The 20,400-nt window shown below is 73.8% G+C and carries 17 protein-coding genes and 1 pseudogene; 7 read left to right on the forward strand and 11 right to left on the reverse strand.

What is annotated here, in order from left to right:
• Nucleotides 1-139 precede the first annotated feature (139 nt).
• Both GA0070623_RS01155 and GA0070623_RS01165 read left to right on the forward strand, forming a co-directional pair.
• A pseudogene (locus GA0070623_RS01155) lies at nucleotides 140-2,496 on the forward strand (glycosyltransferase family 39 protein).
• Nucleotides 2,496-3,722 carry a glycosyltransferase gene (locus tag GA0070623_RS01165; RefSeq protein WP_067314776.1) on the forward strand — a complete coding sequence of 409 codons (1,227 nt, stop codon included), beginning with the start codon at nucleotides 2,496-2,498 and terminating at the stop codon, nucleotides 3,720-3,722. The pseudogene GA0070623_RS01155 and the gene GA0070623_RS01165 overlap by 1 nt, the downstream one beginning before the upstream one ends.
• 20 nt (nucleotides 3,723-3,742) lie before the next feature.
• Here GA0070623_RS01165 and GA0070623_RS01170 read toward each other — a convergent pair whose 3' ends face one another.
• Genes GA0070623_RS01170 through GA0070623_RS30265 form a run of 10 tightly spaced genes read right to left on the reverse strand, consistent with a single transcriptional unit; the run spans nucleotide 3,743 to nucleotide 13,442 of the window.
• On the reverse strand, nucleotides 3,743-4,813 hold the full coding sequence (locus GA0070623_RS01170) for a LacI family DNA-binding transcriptional regulator (protein WP_084261598.1): 1,071 nt from the start codon (nucleotides 4,811-4,813) through the stop codon (nucleotides 3,743-3,745).
• Nucleotides 4,814-4,852: 39 nt separating this feature from the next.
• On the reverse strand, nucleotides 4,853-5,515 hold the full coding sequence (locus tag GA0070623_RS01175; protein ID WP_067314762.1) for an SDR family NAD(P)-dependent oxidoreductase: 663 nt from the start codon (nucleotides 5,513-5,515) through the stop codon (nucleotides 4,853-4,855).
• Nucleotides 5,512-6,294 carry an HpcH/HpaI aldolase family protein gene (locus tag GA0070623_RS01180; RefSeq protein WP_067314764.1) on the reverse strand — a complete coding sequence of 261 codons (783 nt, stop codon included), beginning with the start codon at nucleotides 6,292-6,294 and terminating at the stop codon, nucleotides 5,512-5,514. Before GA0070623_RS01180 ends, GA0070623_RS01175 begins: the two co-directional genes overlap by 4 nt.
• Nucleotides 6,294-7,391, reverse strand: a complete 1,098-nt coding sequence (locus tag GA0070623_RS01185; protein ID WP_084261599.1) for an ABC transporter substrate-binding protein — start codon at nucleotides 7,389-7,391, stop codon at nucleotides 6,294-6,296. The genes GA0070623_RS01180 and GA0070623_RS01185 overlap by 1 nt, the downstream gene beginning before the upstream one ends.
• Nucleotides 7,388-8,248, reverse strand: a complete 861-nt coding sequence (locus tag GA0070623_RS01190) for an ABC transporter permease (RefSeq protein ID WP_084261600.1) — start codon at nucleotides 8,246-8,248, stop codon at nucleotides 7,388-7,390. The genes GA0070623_RS01185 and GA0070623_RS01190 overlap by 4 nt, the downstream gene beginning before the upstream one ends.
• A complete protein-coding gene (locus GA0070623_RS01195; RefSeq protein ID WP_084261601.1) occupies nucleotides 8,245-9,036 on the reverse strand; it encodes an ABC transporter ATP-binding protein in 792 nt (263 codons plus the stop codon). Before GA0070623_RS01195 ends, GA0070623_RS01190 begins: the two co-directional genes overlap by 4 nt.
• A 2-nt stretch (nucleotides 9,037-9,038) precedes the next feature.
• Entirely contained in the window at nucleotides 9,039-9,977 is a 939-nt protein-coding gene (locus GA0070623_RS01200; RefSeq protein WP_067314771.1) for a polysaccharide deacetylase family protein, read from the reverse strand.
• Nucleotides 9,971-11,407: an MmgE/PrpD family protein gene (locus GA0070623_RS01205; protein WP_089003854.1), complete on the reverse strand. Its 1,437-nt coding sequence runs from the start codon at nucleotides 11,405-11,407 to the stop codon at nucleotides 9,971-9,973. The genes GA0070623_RS01200 and GA0070623_RS01205 overlap by 7 nt, the downstream gene beginning before the upstream one ends.
• Nucleotides 11,404-12,435 carry a zinc-binding dehydrogenase gene (locus GA0070623_RS01210; RefSeq protein WP_157517605.1) on the reverse strand — a complete coding sequence of 344 codons (1,032 nt, stop codon included), beginning with the start codon at nucleotides 12,433-12,435 and terminating at the stop codon, nucleotides 11,404-11,406. The genes GA0070623_RS01205 and GA0070623_RS01210 overlap by 4 nt, the downstream gene beginning before the upstream one ends.
• Entirely contained in the window at nucleotides 12,432-13,442 is a 1,011-nt protein-coding gene (locus GA0070623_RS30265) for an asparaginase (protein ID WP_172898355.1), read from the reverse strand. Before GA0070623_RS30265 ends, GA0070623_RS01210 begins: the two co-directional genes overlap by 4 nt.
• A 195-nt stretch (nucleotides 13,443-13,637) precedes the next feature.
• Between GA0070623_RS30265 and GA0070623_RS01220 the strand changes: the two genes are divergently transcribed.
• Complete coding sequence (locus tag GA0070623_RS01220) at nucleotides 13,638-14,327, forward strand: helix-turn-helix domain-containing protein (RefSeq protein WP_067312997.1); 690 nt, start codon at nucleotides 13,638-13,640, stop codon at nucleotides 14,325-14,327.
• Between the two features lie 123 nt (nucleotides 14,328-14,450).
• On the opposite strand, the gene GA0070623_RS01225 is transcribed toward GA0070623_RS01220, so the two are convergent.
• Nucleotides 14,451-14,849 carry a VOC family protein gene (locus GA0070623_RS01225; protein ID WP_067312979.1) on the reverse strand — a complete coding sequence of 133 codons (399 nt, stop codon included), beginning with the start codon at nucleotides 14,847-14,849 and terminating at the stop codon, nucleotides 14,451-14,453.
• 187 nt (nucleotides 14,850-15,036) lie between these two features.
• On the opposite strand from GA0070623_RS01225, the gene GA0070623_RS01230 reads away from it, so the two are divergent.
• From GA0070623_RS01230 to GA0070623_RS01245, 4 genes are all read left to right on the forward strand, one after another.
• Nucleotides 15,037-15,321, forward strand: coding sequence for a hypothetical protein (locus GA0070623_RS01230; protein ID WP_067312981.1), 285 nt, complete (start codon nucleotides 15,037-15,039; stop codon nucleotides 15,319-15,321).
• Nucleotides 15,322-15,336: 15 nt separating this feature from the next.
• A complete protein-coding gene (locus GA0070623_RS01235) occupies nucleotides 15,337-16,755 on the forward strand; it encodes a class I SAM-dependent methyltransferase (RefSeq protein WP_067312983.1) in 1,419 nt (472 codons plus the stop codon).
• Nucleotides 16,748-18,841 carry a sulfatase-like hydrolase/transferase gene (locus GA0070623_RS01240; RefSeq protein ID WP_067312986.1) on the forward strand — a complete coding sequence of 698 codons (2,094 nt, stop codon included), beginning with the start codon at nucleotides 16,748-16,750 and terminating at the stop codon, nucleotides 18,839-18,841. Before GA0070623_RS01235 ends, GA0070623_RS01240 begins: the two co-directional genes overlap by 8 nt.
• A gap of 215 nt (nucleotides 18,842-19,056) precedes the next feature.
• Complete coding sequence (locus tag GA0070623_RS01245) at nucleotides 19,057-20,340, forward strand: citrate synthase (RefSeq protein ID WP_067312988.1); 1,284 nt, start codon at nucleotides 19,057-19,059, stop codon at nucleotides 20,338-20,340.
• Nucleotides 20,341-20,400: the final 60 nt, after the last annotated feature.

The raw sequence follows: 20,400 nt of genomic DNA on the forward strand, positions 1-20,400 counted from the left end.
GTCCAACCGGGGCGCCCAGGCTGGTCGCATGGACAGAACCGAGAGCCTGCTGAGGACGGCGGCCAGCCCGCCGGACGCCGCGACCCTACCGTCGACCCCGGGCGACGCCGCGACCCCGCCGTCGGCCCCGGCGGACGCCGTGACCCCACCGCCGTCGGCCCCGGGCGACGCCGCGACCCCACCGCCGTCGGCCCCGGGCGACGCCGCGACCCCATGGCCGTCCACCCCGGCCGACACCGCACCACGACGTGACCCGCGCTGGGTCGGACCGGCGCTGGTGGTGCTGCTGCTCGGCACCGGCCTGCTGTACCTGTGGGGGCTGGGCGCGTCCGGCTGGGCGAACTCGTTCTACTCGGCGGCCGTACAGGCCGGCTCGGAGAGCTGGAAGGCCTTCTTCTACGGCTCCTCCGACGCGGCCAACTCGATCACCGTCGACAAGACGCCGGCCGCGCTGTGGCTGATGGCCCTGTCGGTACGGATCTTCGGGCTCAACAGCTGGGCCATCCTGGTGCCGCAGGCGCTGCTGGGGGTGGCCTCGGTGGGCGTCCTGTTCGCCACCGTCCGCCGCTGGTACGGCCCGGCGGCCGGCCTGATCGCCGGGACGGTCCTGGCGCTCACCCCGGTCGCCGCCCTGATGTTCCGGTTCAACAACCCGGACGCGCTGCTGGTCCTGTTGCTGGTGCTCGGCGCGTACGCCACGGTGCGGGCGGTGGAGACGGCCAGCACCCGGTGGATCGTGCTGGTCGGGGTGCTGGTCGGCTTCGGCTTCCTCACCAAGATGCTCCAGGCGTTCCTGGTGGTCCCGGTCTTCGCCGGGGTCTACCTGTTGGCCGCGCCGACCGGCTTCTGGCGGCGGATCCGGCAGCTCCTGCTGGCCGGTCTCGGGCTGGTCGTGGCCGCCGGCTGGTGGGTGGCGACGGTGGAACTGGTCCCGGCCAGCGCCCGGCCCTACATCGGCGGGTCGCAGGGCAACAGCATCCTGGAGCTGACCCTCGGCTACAACGGTCTCGGCCGGATCACCGGTGACGAGGAGGGCAGCGTCGGCGGCGGTGCCCGGCCGGGTGGCGGCGGTGGCCCGTTCTCCGGGCAGACCGGTTGGTTGCGGATGTTCGACACCGAGGTCGGCGGCCAGATCTCCTGGCTGCTGCCGGCCGCGCTGATCCTGCTCGTCGCCGGCCTGGTGCTGGCGGGCCGGGCGGCCCGCACCGACCGCCGTCGGGCCGGGCTGCTGCTGTGGGGCGGTTGGCTGCTGGTCACCGGGTTGATCTTCAGCTTCATGTCCGGCATCTTCCACGCGTACTACACGGTGGCCCTGGCTCCGGCGGTCGGCGCGCTGGTCGGCATCGGCACGGTCCTGCTCTGGCGGGAACGCCGGGCCGCCACCCGACCCGCTGCCCCGGTCGTCGCCGGTGGTCGGCGGCCCGGGCGGTGGCGGGGGCCGTTCGCCACCGTCACCCTGGCCGCCACCCTCGCGGTGACCGTCTGGTGGTCCTGGCGGTTGCTCGACCGTAGCCCCGACTTCCACCCCTGGCTGGGCACGACGGTGCTGGTCACCGGCCTCGCCGTGGCGGTGCTGATCGTGCTCGCCCGCCGGTTGCCCCGGCGTCTGGTGCCGGTGGTGTTGGTGCTCGGCGCGTCGGCCGCGCTGGCCGGCCCGGCGGCATACGCGGCAGAGACCGCCGCCACCGCGCACACCGGGTCCATCCCGAGCGCCGGCCCGGCCGTGCAGGGCGGCTTCGGCCCGGGTCGCGGCGGACCCGGCGGCCGGATGGACGGGGGCATGGCGTTCCCCGGTGGCGGCGGCCCGGGCGGCGACCGGGACGGCGGCACCGGCCAGTTCCCCGGCTTCCCCGGTGGCACCGCCGACGGCGGCCCGGGCCAGTTCCCCACCCGTCCCGACGGCACCGGCCAGGACGGCGGCACGGGTCAGAACGGCGGTACCGGCCAGAACGGCGGTACCGGCCAGAACGGCGGTACCGGCCAGAACGGCGGTACCGGCCAGAACGGCGGTACGGCCAGAACGGCGGCACGGGTCCTGATGGCGGCACGCTCCCGAACGGCGGTACCGGCCAGGACGGCGGGCGTACCGGCGGCGGCCAGGGGCGTACCGGCGGTGGGATGGGCGGCCTGCTCGACTCCCGGGAGCCGAGCGCCGCGCTGAAGGCGCTGCTGGCGGCCGACGCCGACGACTACACCTGGGTCGCGGCGACAGTCGGCTCCAACAACGCCTCCGGCTACCAGCTCGCCACCGGCGAACCGGTGATGGCGATCGGTGGCTTCAACGGCAGCGACCCGTCGCCCACCCTGGCCCAGTTCCAGGCGTACGTGGCCGAGAAGAGGATCCACTACTTCGTCGGCGGGGGCGGCTTCCGGGCCAACGGGGGCAGCTCCGCCTCCCAGGAGATCGCCGCCTGGGTCACCGAGACGTTCACCGCGCAGACCGTGGACGGGGTCACCGTCTACGACCTGAGCGGCGCGGGACAGGAGGACCAGTGATGACCCACACCGGTGTACCCCGGCCCGCCGTCGCGACCCGGACCAGCACCCCCACCGCCGTGCTCGACGTGGTGGTCCCGGTCTACAACGAGGAGGCCGACCTCGGTCCCTGCGTACGCCGGCTGCACCAGCACCTCAGCACGCACTTCCCCTACCCGTTCCGGATCACCGTGGCGGACAACGCCAGTGTCGACGGCACCCTCGCGGTGGCCGAGGCGCTCGCCGCCGAACTCCCGCACGTCGAGGTGCGGCACCTGAGCGCCAAGGGCCGGGGGCGGGCACTGCGGGTCGCCTGGTCGGCCTCGGACGCCCCGGTGCTGGCGTACATGGACGTGGACCTGTCCACCGACCTGGCGGCGTTGCTGCCGCTGGTCGCGCCGCTCATCTCCGGCCACTCCGACCTGGCCATCGGCACCCGGCTGGCCCGGACCTCCCGGGTGGTGCGGGGCGCGAAGCGGGAGGTGATCTCGCGGGCCTACAACCTGTTGCTGCGGGGCGCCCTCGCGGCCCGGTTCTCCGACGCGCAGTGCGGGTTCAAGGCGATCCGGGCCGACGTGGCCCGGGAGCTGCTGCCGCTGGTGCAGGACACCGGCTGGTTCTTCGACACCGAGCTGCTGGTGCTCGCCCAGCGGGCCGGGCTGCGGATCCACGAGGTTCCGGTGGACTGGGTCGACGACCCGGACAGCCGGGTGGACATCGTGGCCACCGCCCTGGCCGATCTGCGGGGCATCGGCCGGCTGGGCCGGGCGCTGGTCACCGGGACGTTGCCGCTGGCCGCGCTGCGCGCCCAGTGGGGCCGGGCGCCGCTGGCCGCTCCGCCGGCCCGGGTGCCGGTCGGGCTGCCCGGACAGTTGGCCCGGTTCGCCCTGGTGGGGGTGGTCAGCACGGTGGCGTACCTGGTGCTGTTCGTGGCGACCCGGGGGGTGCTCGGCGCGCAACCGGCGAACCTGGTGGCGTTGCTGGTGACCGCGGTGGGCAACACCGCGGCGAACCGGCGGCTCACCTTCGGCATCACCGGGCGTCGGGCCGCCGGGCGGCACCATCTCCAGGGGCTGCTCGCCTTCGCCCTCGGCCTGGCGTTGACCAGTGGCGCGCTCGCCGCCCTGCACGCCGTCGGCACCCCGTCGCGGCCGGTGGAGCTGGTGGTGCTGGTGGTGGCGAACCTGGCCGCGACGGCGCTGCGGTTCCTGCTGCTGCGCCTGGCGATGCACCACCGCCGGAGCTGACCGGTCCGCCGGTGGGCGTGTCAGTTCACCGGCGTGACCATCCGGGACACCTCCGGCAGCGCGACGGTACCCGCCACCGCCTCGGTGGTGTCGGGGGAGAAGTCGGCGGTGGTCGCGCGGACGACCAGTTCCGGGGCCAGCCGCACCGACGTGGTACGGCCCGAGTCGAGCAGGGTGAGCAGGGCGTGCAGGGCCTGTGAGCCCATGTCCCGCAGCGGGGTGCGGATCGAGGTGAGCGGGACCAGGAGCTGGGCGTCCACGTCGATGTCGTTGTAGCCGACCACCGCCACCTGCCGGCCCACCCGCAGGCCGTGGTCGCGCAGGGTGCCCATCGCCCCGATCGCGGCGAAGTCGTTGACCGCGAAGACGCCGTCCGGCTGACCGCCGGCCAGCAGTTCGGCCATCGCCGAGGCCCCGCCGGCGACGTCGAAGGTGGACGGGGCCACCCGGCGGGGGTCGACCGGCACGCCCCGGGCCTTCGCCGCGGCGAGGAAGCCCGCGACCCGGTCGGCGGAGGTGCTGGCGTGCCCGGGGCCGGCGATCACCGCCAGCCGCCGGCACCCGACGTCGATCAGGTGCTCGGCGGCGAGCCGACCGCCGAGGCGGTCCCGGCCGGTCACCGACGGGAAGCCGCGCGAGGCCCGGCTGACCAGCACGAACGGCACCCCGTCGGCGGTCAGCCGGGCCAGCAGCGGGTCGTTGCGCCGGGCGTCACCGATGATCAGCCCGTCCACCCGTTCCCCGATCAGCCGCTGGATGCGCAGCTCCCGCGCCTCGTCGTCGTCCCAGCTGCTGCTCACCACCGCCTGGTAGCCGGCGGCGGCAGCGGCGGCGTCGATGCCCTCGAAGACGGTGGCCAGCACGATGTCGGTGATCCGGGGGACCAGCACGCCGATCACCCCGGTCTTGCCGCTGCGCAGGCTCGCCGCCCAGCGGTCCCGGTGGAACCCGAGCTGCTTGGCGGCGTCCACGATGCGGGTCGCGGTCGCCGGGCTGACCCGGACGTCGTCGCCGCGCAGCACCCGGGAGACCGTGGAGACGTGCACACCGGTGAGGCCGGCGACATCGCGCAACGTCACCCGTTTGTTCACTGTGCCTCCCGTGCCGCTCCCGTGCCCGTACCCGGCAACCTAGCTGAGATGACTGCCCCCGTTCACATCGAAGGTGGTGCCGGTGACCGTGGCGCAGGAGTCGGAGAGCAGGAACAGCACGATGTCGGCGATCTCCTGCGCCGAGGAGACCCGGCCCAGCGGCATCCGGGCCCGCAGCCCCGCCTTCTGTTCGGCGGTCAGCCGGTCGTGCATCGGGGTGGCCACCGGGCCGGGCGCGACGGCGTTGACCCGTACCCCGCGGGGTCCGAAGTCGACCGCGAGGTGCCGCATCAGGCCGAGCACCCCGGCCTTCGCCGCCGCGTACGCGGTGCCCGACAGCCGGGTGCCGCCGTCGCGGGCGTTGAGGCTGCTCATCAGCACCAGCGACCCGCCGCCGGCCGCCGCCATCCGGGGCACCACGGCCTGGCTGACGACGAACGCGGCGGTCAGGTTGTTGCGCAGGGTGCGGTCCCACTCGGCGAGGGTGGTCTGTTCGATGCCACCGGCGCTGACCACCCCGGCGAGGTGGGCCACCCGGGTCGGGGTGCCGATCGCGTCGACGAACTCGCCGACCGCGACCGGGTCGGCGGCGTCCACGCCGGTGGTGACGTCCAGCACGTGCACCGTCTCGCCCCGGGCGCGGGCGGTGGCGACCACGGCCGCGCCGATGCCGCTGGCTCCGCCGGTCACCAGCAGGCTCACGACGTACCGCCGAGGATCTCGTCGCGGGCCCGCCGGTAGGCGTCGGAGAGCAGCATCTCCGGCTGGGAGTAGACGACGAAGCGGACACCCCGGTCGATCCAGCGGCGGGCCTCCTCGGCGGAGTAGGCCAGCATGCCGGCGACCCGACCGGCGGCGACGACCCGCTCGACGAACGCGATCGCGTGCTTCTCGACCTCCGGGTGGGTGGGCTGGTAGCCCAGGCCCAGCTTGACCGACAGGTCGGCCCGGCCGAGCATCAGCACGTCGAGGTCGGCGGCGAGGATGTCGTCCAGGTTGGCCAGTCCGGTGGGGGTCTCGACCAGGGCGACGACGGTGGTGTTCCGCCCGGCCCAGGTCAGGTAGCGGTCGAAGTCGCCCCGGGCGGTGCCGTGCCCGGCGGCCCGCGCCGCCGAGCACAGCGTCCGGTCGCCGACCGGCGGGTAGTGGGTCAGCCGGGCCGCCTCGACGGCCTGCGCGCCGGTCTCCACCAGCGGCAGCACCACCCCGCCGGCGCCGCTGTCCAGGGACCAGAGCAGGTCCTTCTCCTCGATCCGGCGCAGCCGGACCAGCGGGGTGGTCCCCGCCGAACCGGCCGCCCGGACCATCGCCAGCACGCTCTGCTCGTCGGCTGCGGCGTGCTCGGTGTCGACGACCAGGAAGTCGTAGCCGAGCGCGCCGAGGATCTCGCCGATCGCCGGTTCCTGCAGCAGGGTCAGGCTGCCGAGGGCGACGCCACCGTCGCGCAGCACCTCGGCCAGCCGGCTCGGACGGGGAAACATCAGGACTCCAGCTTCTGCACGCCGCCGCAGTCGCGGTTGGCCGGCACCTCGCCGACGATCTTCAGGGCGGCGTCGACGACGGAACCGTCGTGCCACTCACCGACCTCCGGCAGCTTCTCGATGATCTTGTTGTCGAGCAGCCACTTGCCGTCCTCGGCGGCCACCGTCGCGGTGTCCACCCGACCGTTCGGGTCCATGTACGGCCACTGGTCGGTGCCGTACAGCTTGCTGATCGTCGCCGCCGGCACCTTGGTCCGCTCGGCCACGATGGAGATGACGTCGTCCTTGTTGGCCGGGTCCTGGTAGTAGCGCACACCCTCCAGCCAGCCGGCCATCCACCGGGCCGCGACCTCGGGCCGCTTGCTGATGAAGTCCTGCGACATGGTGATCAGGCCCTGCTCCTGGTTGGGCGCCACCTCGTTCATCGCCAGCACCCGCTTGGCCTGCCCGTCGGTGATGAGCTGGTACGCCAGCGGCTGCACCAGGAAGCCGGCGTCCACCGCACCGCTCTTGAGCGCGTTGGCGGTGTCCGGGTAGCTCAGGGTCACGATCTGCCCCAGGTCGGACTGCTTGAGCCCGACCTCACCCAGCGCCCGGTCCAGCCAGTACTCGGTGGTCGAACCCTTGGCCAGGATCGCGACCTTCTTGCCCTTGAGGTCGGCCACGCTCTTGAGCCCGCCGTCGAAGGCCTGGGTCCGGGCCAGCAGGAGGTTGTCCGACGCGCACCGGTACTGCTGCCGGTCGGCCACCGCCCGCACCCGCAGCCCCTGGTTGACCGCGTTGAACAGCGCGCCACCGGTGCCCGGGATGTTCACGTCCAGCTTGCCCTGACCCTGCACCGCCAGCCGGGAGTAGATGTCAGCGTTGCTGAACTCCACCTCGACCTGGTGCTTGCCGAAGAAGCCCTTGGCGTCGGCCACCATCATCGGGGCCAGCGAGAGGATCTCCAGCGAGTTGACAGTCACCTTGTCGGCGCCACCGGCACCCGTCGACTCCGCGTCGTCACCGCAGGCCGCGGTGCCGAGCAGCAGGCTCGCCCCCAACAGCGCGGCGATCACACCCTTTGTCTTGATCGTCGTGATCCGCTTGGTTGTCATGATTGGCCCTCCGTCCAGCTGAAGAAGCGCCGCTGCACCCGCAGCGTCACCGTGGTGAGGAAAAAGCCCATCGCCGCGATGACCGCGAGCGTGGCGTACATGTTGTCGATCTGGTAGATCTGCCAGTACCGCCAGGTCATCGACCCGACGCCGTCACTGGCGGCGAGGAACTCGCCGGCGATGGTGCCCAGCAGGGCCAGCCCGGCGGCCAGCCGGATGCCGGCGAAGATGGACGGCAGGGCACCCGGCAGGACGATCTTCCACAGGATCTGCTGCCGGCTCGCGCCCAGGTTGCGGGCCATCAGGATCAGCCGTTCGTCGACCTGGAGCACCCCGGACATCGCGTTCACCACCGCCGGGAAGAACGAGATGATGCCGGCGAGCACCACGATCGGCCGTCCGCCGGTGCCGAAGATGACCAGCAGCAGCGGCAGGATCGCCACCACCGGAATCGGGTACGTGATGGCGATCAGCGGATCGATCAGCACCCGCACCCACTTCGACCGCCCCATCGCGATGCCCAGCAGGGTCGCCGGGATCACGCCGAGCAGGAAACCGAGCAGGATGCGCTGGGCGGTGATCCCGACGTTCGGCAGCAGCTCCCCGGAGGAGAAGAGCTCGACCAGGGCCTGCACGCACTCCGACGGGGCCGGGAAGAAGGTCTTGTCGATCAGCCCGGCCATGCTGCCGCCCTGCCACAGCGCCAGCACCACGACCACCGGCACCATGCTGCCCAGCCCGCTGCTGAGCAGCTTGAACCCGCGACCCGGCGGGCGTTCCGCGCGGGGGTCCACCGCGTAGCGGACCACGGGTTCGTCGGTCGCCCGTTCCCGGGTCGGCACGCTCTGCTCGCTCATCGGTCCCCCTTCGCTTCCGCCCACTCGGCTGCCAGGGTGGCGTCCCGCAGCTGCGCCCACAGGTGGCGCTTCAACTCGGTGAACCGCGGGTCCAACTCGACGTCGCGGGTACGCGGCCGGGGGAACGGCACCCGGATCTCCTCGACCACCCGGGTCGGCCGGGGGCCGAGCACGATGATCCGGTCGGCCAGCAACAGCGCCTCCTCGATGCTGTGCGTGATGAACAGGACCGTCTTGCGGTGCCTCGACCAGACCTGGAGCAGCTCGTCCTGGAGCAGGGTCCGGGTCTGGGCGTCCACCGCCGCGAACGGCTCGTCCATCAGCAGGACCTCGGGATCGCTGGCCAGGGCGCGGGCGATCCCGGCCCGCTGGCGCATCCCGCCGGACAGCTCGTGCGGCTTGTTGTCGGCGAACGCCTCGATGCCCATCATCGCCAGGTGCTCCCGGGCGACCTCCCGCCGGCGGCCGGCGGGCACCCCGCGCAGCTCCAGCCCGAAACCGACGTTGTCGGCGATGGACCGCCACGGGATCAGCGCGTAGTCCTGCCAGACGATCGAGGTGAGCGGCCCGGCGGCGGTGCGCTCGCCGACGAACCGGATCTCCCCGTCGTCCGGCCGGCGCAGCCCGCCGAGCAGGCCGAGCAGCGTCGACTTGCCGCATCCGCTCGGCCCGATCACGCAGACGAACTCCTGCGCCTCGATCGTGGTGCTGAGGCTGCCGACCACCGACAGTCGGCTCCCGTCGGCCCGGGGATAACCCTTGGCCACGTTGTCGATCTCGATACGCATGGTCACTGCCCTCCGTGGGCCGGCAGGTCGGAGTAGTGGTGGTGCCACCAGTCGGCGATGTCGCGCCGCCGGGCGAACCAGACCCCGGGCAGGTCCTGTGCCCAGGCGATCAGGTCACGCAGCGCGGAGGCCCGACCGGCCTGGCCGATCAGCCGGGCGTGCAGCCCGATCGAGATCATCTTGGGGGAGGTCTCGCCCTCCTCCCACAGGTACTGGATGCCCCGCCGGCAGTTCTCGAAGAAGTCCGTCGGGTTGCCGTAACCGGGGCTGAACGCGAACCGGCCGTCGTTGTAGGTGTGCGTGTACGGCACCACCAGATGTCGCTGCCCGGCCACCTGCACCCAGTACGGCAGGTCGTCGTTGTAGGCGTTGGAGTCGTAGCGGAAGCCGCCCTCCTCGACCAGCAGCCGCCGGGTCCGGTCCGACGGGGCGTACCGGGAGTACCAGCCGACCGGGCGTTCCCCGCACAGCTCGGTGATCGTCGCCACCGCCTGCCGGATCTCGGCGCGTTCCTCGTCCTCGGTCATCCCCGACGGCTCCCGCCAGCGCAGGCCGTGCGAGCAGATCTCGTGCCCGGCGTCAACGAAAGCCCTGGTCAGTGGCCGGTTGCGGGCCAGCGCCTCGGCGCAGCCGTACACCGTCACCGGGGTCTGTGTGCGGTCGAACAGCCGCAGCAGCCGCCACGCCCCGGCCCGGCTGCCGTACTCGTAGACCGACTCCTGGGACAGGTCACGGTGCTCGGCGCTGGTGGGCGTGTACGAGATCTCGCCGACCCACTCGTTGACGCTGTCGCCGTCGAGGAGGCTGTGCTCGGCCCCCTCCTCGTAGTTGAGGCACAGGCTCACCGCCACCCGGGCGCCACCGGGCCACTCGACGCGGGGCAGGTCCGCGCCGTAGCCGATGAAGTCCCGCTCGGTGCCGGGTTCGACTCTGATCACCATGACGTCATGTCCTTTCTGCCGGATGGGCCAAGCCCAGCGGGAACCGGTGGCGGGCCGCCGTTCGGATTCGGTGCCCCGTCGCGCACCAGCGCGGTGAGGTCTCGCAGTCGGGTCGCCCCGGGAGCCCGGGCCAGCCCGTGCAGCAGGTCGGCCGCCCCGGTCGGTGTCCCCGGCGTGCGCAGCAGCGCGGCGTCCACGGCGGCCAGCTCGTCGGCCGTCATCGGGTCCTCCCGGTCGCCGTGGTGGAACCGGGCGCGCCCGGACAGCCGGGCACCGGTGCGGGTGGTCACCTCCACCACCGCCGGTCGGCCCGCCGGATACCCCTGGTCCAGACCGGGGTCGTGGCGTACGGTCACCCGCTCGGCGAGTCGGGCCGCGCGGGTCCACCGGTCGTCCGCCGGCCCGGCCGGGGCACCCGGGTCGGTGCCGAGCAGCCCGCAGGCCACCACCCACGGGATGCTGAACTGACGGGCCAGCCGGCCGACCGGTCGGCGCTCGGCCAGCAGGGCCGCGCCCGCGTAGGTGTCCACGGTCACCGTCGCCACCTCGTCGGCCGGCAGGTCCCGGGCCATCGTCCGGGCCACCGTCCAGCCGGTCAGGGTGTGCGCGCACACCCCCACCGGCTTGAAGTAGGCGTCCGGCAGCAGCGGTCGGGACAGCAGCGCGGCATCCACCGGCCGGTCGGCGACGCCCAGGTGGACGGTCCGGCCCAGGTGGGGCAGCGCCGGGCCGGTGGCCGGGAAGCCGGCGGCGGTGAGCCGGGCGACGGCCAGTCCGTTGGCGGTGCCGAGGGCGGGCAGCAGGTAGTGGGCGGGGCGTCCCCGCCGGGTGTCGGCCTCCGGCCCGGCCAGCGCCACGGTCAGCGCCAGGTTCACCGTGTCGGTCACCCCGGCGGCGTCCTGCCCGGCGACGGTCCCGGCGGCGGCCGCCGCCGCGCCGGTGCCCCACCCACCGTGCGGGTGCACCCCGGGGCGGGGTGCGCCGAGCAGTAGCCCGAGCCGCGCGCCCACCTCCCAGCCGACCGTCAGCGCCCGCAGGAACACCCGCAGGCTGCGGTCGTCGGCCTCGGCGGCGGCCAGCGCGGCGGCGTAGGCGTGCAGCCCCGGGTGTCCCCGGGATTCGCGCAGCCCCTCGTCGCACTGGCTGACGGTGATCGCCGCCGCGGTCACCGCGGCGGCCCGCTCCGGCTGGTCGGTCCCGCCCGGGGCGGCCAGCAGGGTGCACCGGCCGTCCGGGTCACCGGCGGTGTCGAGCCCGGCGGGCAGCAGCCCGCGGGCCGCGACGGCGTTGGCGGTCAGCCGGGCCGCGACCCGCCGGGCCAGCACCTGGCCCGCGCCGGTGGCCAGCAGCGTGTCGGCGGCCTCCACGGCACCGGCGACGAGGGTGGCCAGCACGTCGTCGCGGGCACCGCCCCGCCGGTGTCCGGTCACGGCGTGATCACCTGCTTGCCGAGCACCTGCCGGTCGGCGAGCGCCTGGTGGGCCCGGCCGGCGTCGGCCAACGACAGGACCGCGTCGACCCGGGGGGTGAGCTGTCCCGCCGCGACCAGGCCCAGCACCCGGGCGATCTCGTCGGGGCGCTGGCTGCGCGACCCGCGCAGCTCGTACTCGTTGCGGAAGGTCTCGATGAGGTCGAGGTGCGGGTGCTCCCCGGCGTGGCCACCACCGACGATCAGCCGGCCGGTCGGGGCGAGGGTGCCCAGCGCGGCCTCGAAGACGTCGCCGCCGATGTGTTCGACGATCACGTCGAAGCCCGCGTCCCCGGTGATCTTCCGGGCCTCGGCGGCCCAGTCCGGATCCCGGGTGCTCAGCACCGCGTCCGCGCCGAGGGAGGAGACGAAGTCGGCCTTCGCCGGGTCGCCGATCAGGCCGACCACCCGCGCGCCGCCCAGCTTGGCGAGCTGCACCACCGCGTGCCCGAGCCCACCGGCGGCGCCCGGGGCGAGCACCCACTCGCCGGGGGCGAGCCGGCCGATCGAGTACAGGGTGCGCCAGGCGGTGCCGAAGGAGATCGGGGTGGCCGCGGCGACCACCGGGTCGAGGTCGCCGATGTCCAGCAGGCCGCGCGCCGGGGCCACCGCGTGCCGGGCGTAGCCGCCCCACCGGGTGATGCCGGGCATGTCGGCGTTCGGGCAGAGGTTGGCCCGTCCGGTCAGACACCGGGGGCAGCTGCCGCAGGGCGTGTTGGGCAGCACCAGCACGCGGTCGCCCGGGGCCCGGCCGGTGACCCCGGAGCCGAGGCGTTCCACCACGCCGACGACCTCGCGGCCGAGCACGTGCGGCAGCCGCAGCGGCATCCGGGACACCCCGCTGCGCAGGTCGGCGTCGAGGTGGTTGACGGCGACGGCGAGCACCCGCAGCACGACCTCGTCCGGCCCGGGGTCGGGCAGGTCGACCTCGGCGGGGGTGAGGGTCTCGGGGCCGCCGTACCCGTTCATGGTCACTGCTTCGGTCTTCACGCTCGACGTCCTTCCACCATGGCGTGCAGGGCTGCCGGCACGACGCCGGGTTCTTCGACGGCCAGGGCGAGGGCCAGCGCCACCCGGGCCTGGGCGCCGGTGAGGTCACCGGCGAACAGCGCGCCGGCGCGGGCGAGGGCGGCGCCGCCGCCGGCGTAGACGGGACGGACCCGACCGGCCCCGGTCCGGCTGGTGATGACCACCGGTACGCCGCGTCGGTGGGCCTCCCCGACGGCCTCGGCGACCGCGGGCGGGGCGTTGCCGGCCCCGAACGCCTCGACCACGATCCCGGCGGCCCCGGCGTGCAGCGAGGCGCGCAGGTGGGTGCCGTCCGCACCGGCGACGAGCTTGACCAGGTCCACCCGGGGCAGCGCGGTGGGCACCGGCCGGTGGGCGTAGTGGCTGCCCCGGGCGGCGGTGGAGACCCGCAGCACGCCGTCCGGGTCGACCAGGGCGAGCACCCCGGCCGTGCCGCCGGAGAACGCCGACACCGCCGAGGTGTGCACCTTGCGGCTCTCCACCGCGGCGTACGCGACACCGCCCATGACCGTCGCCGCGCCGAGCGGCTGTGCCGCGGTGACCACCCGGAGCGCGTCGGCGAGGTTGCGCCCGGCGTCGGAGTCGGGCTCGTCGGCACCGCGTTGCGCGCCGGTCAGTACGACGCGGGCGTCGGGGCCGGTGAGCTGACCGGTCAGGTAGGCGGCCTCCTCCAGCGTGTCGGTGCCGTGGGTGACGACCACGCCGGTGAACCCGTCGGCCAGTTTGGCCCGGACGGCCCGCACGGTGGCGAGCATGTCGTCCAGGGAGAGCGTGAAGCTCGGGCGGCAGGACAGGTCGAAGCCGTGGATCTCCACGTCGGTCGTGCCGACGACGTTCTTCAGCAGGTCCGTGACGGAGTCGGTCACGGCCAGGCCCTCGTCGGGATCCCACCGCGACGCGATCGTCCCCCCGGTCGCCAGAACCGCGATCCGCACCAGCCACACCCCCTTGCGCAAACGATTGCTCAATTGAGTGATGACAGTTGCACAAACGTTCGCCCTGCACAAGAGCTGCAGGAACGTCAAAACGAGGAAGATGCGCGATGGTGACCCGCCAGGTCACCCGCCGGTGTCCGGCCTGTTTCGGTGTCCGTCTTCGTCCGGTTCGGCCCGGTGGCGGTGTCGCGGCGCGACCGTCGGCCGGCGGCGTGGCAGGCTTGCCCCGTGTACCGGGAACGGCCTACCGAGGTGATCACCGGCGCGGTGCTCTGGGCGAGCGAGAGCGGACCGGACGCCCGGCCGACGCGGGTGCTGCCCGACGGCTGCCTGGACCTGCTCTGGTCCAGCCGGTCGGGCCTGCTGGTCGCCGGGCCGGACCGCACGGCGCAGTGGAGCGTGTCCACCCCGGGGGAGCGGTGGCGCGGGGTCCGGCTGCCTCCCGGGGTGGGGCCGGCGGTCTTCGGCGTCCCCGCTGCCGACCTGCGTGACCAGCGGATACCCCTCGACGCGCTGTGGGGCCGGGAGGCCGCCCGGCTCGCCGAGCGCCTGGGTGGCGCACCCACCGCCGCCGACCTGGCCACGGTGGCGGCCGCCCGGCTCGCCCGGGTGGGCGGCCCGGACCCGCTCGGCCCCCGGGTGGCCGCCCTGCTCGCCGCCGGTGCCACGGTCACCGCGACCGCCGCCGGGGTCGGCCTCGGTCCGCGCGCCCTGCACCGCCGCAGCCAGGCCCTCTTCGGGTACGGCCCGAAGACCCTCGCCCGCATCCTGCGGCTGCGCCGCGCCCTTGCCCTGGCCGGTCACGGGATCGGGCTGGCCGAGGTGGCCGCCCGCGCCGGTTACGCCGACCAGGCCCACCTCACCCGCGACGTGCGGGACCTGACCGGCGTCCCGCCGACCGCCCTGTTCGCCCGGTGACCGTCGCCCCGTCCGGCGTCCCCGGCCAGGGTGTCACCGCCGCGTCCGGCGTCGGCGCGGGGTGCGCTCCGCGCCGTGCGGTTCGGAGCCGGCGGTCCTGCCCGGGTTGAGGGGCGGCTCGGCTCAGCTCGGGTCGAGGGGGGCGAAGAGGTCGACGCCGTTGCCGTCCGGATCGTGCAGGATGGCGTACCGCTGGCCCCAGAAGGCGTCCCAGGGGGCGATCTCGCCGTGGAAGCCCGCGTCGGTCAGCACGGTCCAGTAGCGGTCCACCTCGGCCGGGTCGGCGCACCGGAAGGCCAGGCTGGTGCGCGGGCTGCCGCCGGGTGGCGTCCAGTCGGGGTGGAACCCGCGCAACATCGCCACGGTGTCCCAGGCCAGCCGCAGACCACCCGGCAGGGTGACCTCGACGTGGTCCTGATGGTCGGCGTCGGCCGGGATGTCCAATCCGAGCCGACGGTAGAAGTCCAGGGTGCGGGCCATGTCGCTGACCGCGCACCCGACGAGGTCGAACCGAGGTGTCATGCGGGCAGCGTAGGCAGACTGCCGTCGCGCGGTCTTGAACGGAACGGACCTGGCGCAGGGATCCAGGTTTCCCTCGCGGCGGCACCGGACGACGTACGGTGTCAGGGGAGCAAACCGGCTTTCAGGCATAAAAGCCTCATGGGGGCATGTCTGACGGGGCGATGACGGTGAGGGAAGGGAGCGGCCGATGATGCACCTGGCCTACCTGGACGCGGGGTCCGGCAGCCTGATCGTGCAGGCGGTGGTCGGTGGGACCGCGGGCGCGGCGGTCGCCGCGAAGCTCTACTGGCGGCGGCTCGCCGCCCGGTTCGGCCGCCGGCCCACCGACTCCGGACCCACCGACACCGGATCCGCCGCCGGGCACAACGGGCACGGCCCCGCCGAGGTCGAGTCCGGAGCCGACCGGCGGCCCACCGGCCCCGCCGAGATCGTGCCGGCCGAACGGCAGCCGCGCCAGCCGGCCGACAACTGACGGGCGGGCGTACCGATGACCACCGCCGACCTGCGCATCCGGGCCGAGCCCGGGTCCTTCCGCGACCCCGCCAACCGCGTCTTCCACCTCGGTGACCAGGTGTTGCGCGGCCTCGGCCCGCAGGCCGCCGCCGACTGGCGGTCCCTCGCGGCCAGCGACTTCTTCGCCGCGCTGCTCGCCGAGGGCAAGGTCTGCGCCACCACGGCGGTCGACCCGACGACGCTGCCGGACACCGGCTGGACGACGGTGCTGCGGCACGAGCGGATCCCGTTCGTGTCGCACCCGTACGAGTGGTCGTTCGGCATGCTGCGCGATGCCGCCCTGCTGCACCTGGAGATCCTGCGTCGGGCGCTGGAGGCGGGGTTCACCGTCAAGGACGGCTCGGCCTACAACCTCCAGTGGCGGGGGGCGACCCCGGTCTTCATCGACATCGGCTCGTTCGCGCCGCTGGTCGAGGGGGAGCCGTGGGCCGGCTACCGGCAGTTCTGCCAGACCCTGCTCTATCCGCTGCTGCTCCAGGCGCACCTCGGGGTGGACTTCCAGCCCTGGCTGCGCGCCCGGGTCGACGGGATCGAGCCGGACCAGCTGCGGCCCCTGTTCCGGGGGGTCCGGCGGTTGCTGCCCGGGGTGCCGACGCACGTGCACCTGCACGGTGCGATGCAGGCCCGGCACGCCACGGCCAGCAGCAGCGCCGTCACCGCCCAGCTGCGCGACGCCGGTTACTCCCGCCACCTGGCGCTGGCCACCGTACGCCGGCTGGCGCGGTTGGTCCGTCGGCTGGACCGTCGGGTCGACGGTGGCCACTGGGCCGATTACCAGCGCACCTGCGGCTACAGCCCGGCGGACCGGGCGGCCAAGGAGAGCTTCGTCGCGGCGGCGGTGACCGGCGGCACCGTCCGGTTGGTGCTCGACCTCGGCGCCAACGACGGCCGGTACGCCCGGATCGCCGCCCGGCACGCCGCCCAGGTGGTCGCGGTGGAGCAGGATCCGGCCGTGGTCGACACCCTCTACCGGGCGCTGCGTGCCGAGGGTGACCGGCGCATCCTGCCGCTGGTGATGGACCTGGCCGACCCGTCGCCCGGGGGCGGCTGGGCGGGCGTGGAGCGGGCCGGGTTCGCCGCCCGGACCCACGCCGACCTGGTGCTCGCCCTCGCCGTGGTGCACCACCTGGCGATCGGTCGTAACGTGCCGCTGCCCGAGGTGGTCGACCAGTTGGTCGGGTACGTCCGGCCCGGTGGCCGCCTGGTGGTGGAGTTCGTCCACCCGCAGGACCCGATGGCGCGGCGGCTGCTCGCCAACAAGCCGGCCGGGATCTTCCCCGACTACCGGCGCGACGAGTTCGCCCGGCTGCTGACCGCCCGCTGCCGGATCGAACGCCAGCAGGACCTGCCCTCCGGAACCCGGACGCTCTACCAGGCGGTGGTGGATGGCTGAACCGGCCCTCACCCACGCGCCGGACCGGCAGACCGGATCCGTCCCGCCCGCCGGGGCGGACGCCGCGCACACACCGCCCGCCGGGGCGGACGCCGGACCCACCCCGTCGGCTTGGCGGGTCGAGCTGCGCCGGGCCTGCGAGGTGGTCGCCCTGGTCGGCCTGGTGGTCACCCAGCCCCTGCTCGACGTGCTGGGCCGCAGCCCCGACTTCTTCCTGTTCCACCGGGCCACCAGCCGGGACGTCCTCGCCCTGGTGGCGTTGGTCGCCGTGTTGCCCGCTGCCGTGGTGGTGCTGCTCGGGGCGCTGACCCGGCTGGCCGGGGGTCGGGTCCGGGCCGGCGTCCACACCGTCGTCGTGGGGCTGCTGCTGGCCGCGCTGGCCGTGCAGGTGGGTCGGCAGGTGACGCCGCTGCGGGGGGTGCCGTTGCTGCTGGTGGCGGTGCTGGCCGGGGCGGCCGGGGCGGCGGCGCACCGGCGGTGGTCGACGCCCGGTCGGGTGCTGCGGGTGGCGGCCCTCGGCCCGCTCGTCTTCGTCGGGTTGTTCCTGTTCGCCTCGCCGGCCTCGGCGGTGGTGCTGCCCCGGGCGCACCAGGGTGCTGCCGGGGTCGCCGGTCCGGGGTCGCACCCGCCGGTCGTCATGATCGTCCTGGACGAGTTGCCGCTGGTCTCGCTGCTCGGCCCGGACGGGCGGATCGACGCCGCGAGCTACCCGAACTTCGCCGCGCTGGCCGGCGGCTCGACCTGGTACCGCAACGCCACCGGCGTCAGCGGCTGGACGCCGTACGCGCTGCCGGCGATGCTGACCGGTCGGTATCCGGCGCAGCCGTCGGCACCGCACTACTCGCAGTACCCGGACAACCTCTTCACCGCCCTCGGTGGCCTGTACGACATCCGTGCCCAGGAGAGCATCACCCGGCTCTGCCCGCCCAGCCGCTGTGACCAGCCGGTCGCCCCGGAACAGGGGCTCGGGGTGCTGGTCCGGGAGAGCGGCATGCTGCTGGGCCGGATCGCCGCCCCGGTGGACAGCCGGGTCGACCCGGAGGAGTCGTACCGGGAGCGGACCGCCGCCGAGGTGGGCCTGGACGCCGCCGAACCGGTCCCGGCCGACCCGAAGTTCCGCTGGGACAGCCTGAACGACAACCAGCCGGCCCGGTTCACCAGCTTCCTCGCCGGCCTGCGTCCGACCGACCGGCCGACCCTGCACTTCCTGCACCTGCTGATGCCGCACCCGCCGTGGACGTACCTGCCGTCCGGGGCGCGGTACGACGCCCCGGACGACCTGCCCAACGACGGTACGGGCTGGGTGGAGCTGGCCCGTGCGCGGCACCTGGCCCAGCTGCGGTACACCGACCGGCTGCTCGGCGAGACGCTGCGGACGTTGCGCGCCGGTGGGCTGTACGACAGGTCGCTGGTCGTGCTCACCGCCGACCACGGGGTGAGTTTCACCCCGGACTGGCAGGGTCGGGGGCAGGACGCGATCGACCATGCGGCCGGCGAGGTCGCCTGGGTGCCGATGTTCGTCAAGGAGCCGGGTCAGCGGGCCGGTCGGGTCGACGACCGCAACTGGGAGCACGTCGACCTGCTGCCCACCGTCGCCGACGCGGTGCACGTCCGGGTTCCGTGGCGACTGGACGGGCGGTCGGCGGCGCAGCCGCCGCGCGAGCGTACCGAGAAGTACTTCTACGACCGGCCGGGTGAGCGGATCGTCCTTCCCGGCGGGGTGCCGGGCCGGGCCGCGCCCCCCGCTGCGCACCCGCTGGTCGGCACGACGGTGGGGGAGAAGCCGGTCGGTGGCACCGCCACCGTGGCGCACCTGAGCGCGTTCGACCACGTCGATCCGGCGGCGGGTGACCTGCCGGCCCTGGTCTGGGGCTCCGTGCCCCGGCAGGTGCCCGACGGCACGCTGCTCGCGGTCGCCGTCAACGGCCGGGTCGGCGCGGTCGTCCCGGTGGTGCCGCAGGATCGGGGCGGCCGTCGGTTCGCCGCCCTGCTCGCTGACGACCGGCTGTTCCGGGCCGGTGCGAACCGGCTGGACATCTACCGGGTGGGTACCGACGGCGCGCTGCGTCGACTGACCCTCTCCTGAGCTTTCGTCGGCTTTCGCCGCTTTCCACCGTCGCGTCCCCGGTGTCCGGCCGGTCGCGGCCGGTTCGCGCCGGCCGGGGTTTCCGGGCCGCCGGGCCGGGAAACGGGTGACGCATACCTCACCGCCGAACCACGGCGGGCGGTATCCCCGCGACCGCGATTACGGTAAAAGCGAAGGCAATTCAACGAAGATTCGCCGGCGAAGCGAGGAACCACATGACGGAAGTCAAGCTCGACCACCCCGGTGGGCAGCTTTCCATGCCGGTGCAGGGCGCGGTCGAGGGCCCCGCGGGCATCGGGGTCACCAAGCTGCTCAAGGAAACCGGGATGACAACATACGATCCCGGGTTCGTCAACACCGCGTCCTGTTCTTCCGCGATCACCTACATCGACGGTGACGCGGGCATCCTGCGGTATCGCGGCTACCCGATCGACCAACTGGCCGAGAAGTCCTCCTTCCTGGAGGTCTCCTACCTGCTCATCTACGGCGAGCTGCCGACCCAGCAGCAGCTGACCGAGTTCAGCGAGCGGATCCGGCGGCACTCCCTGCTGCACGAGGAGATGCGCCGGTTCTTCGACGGGTTCCCCCGGGACGCCCACCCGATGGCCGTGCTGTCCTCGGCCGTCAGCGCCATCTCGACCTTCTACCAGGACAGCCTGGACCCGTTCGACTCCGAGCACGTGGAGATGTCGACGGTCCGGCTGATGGCGAAGGTCCCCACCATCGCCTCGTACGCCTACAAGAAGTCCATCGGTCAGCCCCTGCTGTACCCGGACAACTCGCTGGGCTACGTGGACAACTTCCTGCGGATGACCTTCGGGGTGCCCGCCGAGCCGTACGAGGTCGACCCGGTGGTCGCCCGGGTGCTGGACATGCTCTTCGTCCTGCACGCCGACCACGAGCAGAACTGCTCGACCTCCACCGTCCGGCTGGTCGGCTCCAGCAACGCCAACCTGTTCGCCTCGGTCTCGGCCGGGGTGAACGCCCTGTTCGGCCCGCTGCACGGCGGGGCGAACCAGGCGGTGCTGGAGATGCTGGAGAAGATCGACGCCGAGGGCGGTGACGTCGCGTCCTTCGTCCGCAAGGTGAAGGACAAGCAGGACGGTGTGAAGCTGATGGGCTTCGGGCACCGGGTCTACAAGAACTACGACCCCCGGGCCGCCATCGTCAAGAAGGCCGCCCAGGACGTGCTCAACCGGATGTCCAAGCCGGACCCGTTGCTGGACCTCGCGATGCAGCTGGAGGAGATCGCCCTCGCCGACGACTTCTTCGTGTCCCGCCGGCTCTACCCCAACGTGGACTTCTACACCGGCCTGATCTACAAGGCCATGGGTTTCCCGACCAAGATGTTCACGGTGCTGTTCGCGCTGGGCCGGCTGCCCGGCTGGATCGCCCAGTGGCGCGAGATGATCAGCGACCCGGAGACCAAGATCGGCCGGCCCCGGCAGATCTACACCGGCGCCCCGGAGCGGGATTTCACCGCCATCGCGCAGCGCTGACCCCGGTCACCCGACGAAGGCCGCCGACCCCGCTAGGGTCGGCGGCCTTCTCGCGTACGC

The sequence above is a fragment of the Micromonospora rifamycinica genome, assembly GCF_900090265.1.
In the GTDB taxonomy this organism is placed as follows: Bacteria; Actinomycetota; Actinomycetes; order Mycobacteriales; family Micromonosporaceae; genus Micromonospora; species Micromonospora rifamycinica.

What these genes read in the sequence shown, in the direction of transcription:
- GA0070623_RS01190 (WP_084261600.1), bottom strand. Translation starts at nt 8,248, where the DNA reads ATGAGCGAGCAGAGCGTGCCGACCCGGGAACGGGCGACCGACGAACCC.
- GA0070623_RS01245 (WP_067312988.1), top strand. Translation starts at nt 19,057, where the DNA reads ATGACGGAAGTCAAGCTCGACCACCCCGGTGGGCAGCTTTCCATGCCG.
- GA0070623_RS01240 (WP_067312986.1), top strand. Translation starts at nt 16,748, where the DNA reads ATGGCTGAACCGGCCCTCACCCACGCGCCGGACCGGCAGACCGGATCC.
- GA0070623_RS01235 (WP_067312983.1), top strand. Translation starts at nt 15,337, where the DNA reads ATGACCACCGCCGACCTGCGCATCCGGGCCGAGCCCGGGTCCTTCCGC.
- GA0070623_RS01195 (WP_084261601.1), bottom strand. Translation starts at nt 9,036, where the DNA reads ATGCGTATCGAGATCGACAACGTGGCCAAGGGTTATCCCCGGGCCGAC.
- GA0070623_RS01230 (WP_067312981.1), top strand. Translation starts at nt 15,037, where the DNA reads ATGATGCACCTGGCCTACCTGGACGCGGGGTCCGGCAGCCTGATCGTG.
- GA0070623_RS01225 (WP_067312979.1), bottom strand. Translation starts at nt 14,849, where the DNA reads ATGACACCTCGGTTCGACCTCGTCGGGTGCGCGGTCAGCGACATGGCC.
- GA0070623_RS01185 (WP_084261599.1), bottom strand. Translation starts at nt 7,391, where the DNA reads ATGACAACCAAGCGGATCACGACGATCAAGACAAAGGGTGTGATCGCC.
- GA0070623_RS01165 (WP_067314776.1), top strand. Translation starts at nt 2,496, where the DNA reads ATGACCCACACCGGTGTACCCCGGCCCGCCGTCGCGACCCGGACCAGC.
- GA0070623_RS01180 (WP_067314764.1), bottom strand. Translation starts at nt 6,294, where the DNA reads ATGTTTCCCCGTCCGAGCCGGCTGGCCGAGGTGCTGCGCGACGGTGGC.
- GA0070623_RS01200 (WP_067314771.1), bottom strand. Translation starts at nt 9,977, where the DNA reads ATGGTGATCAGAGTCGAACCCGGCACCGAGCGGGACTTCATCGGCTAC.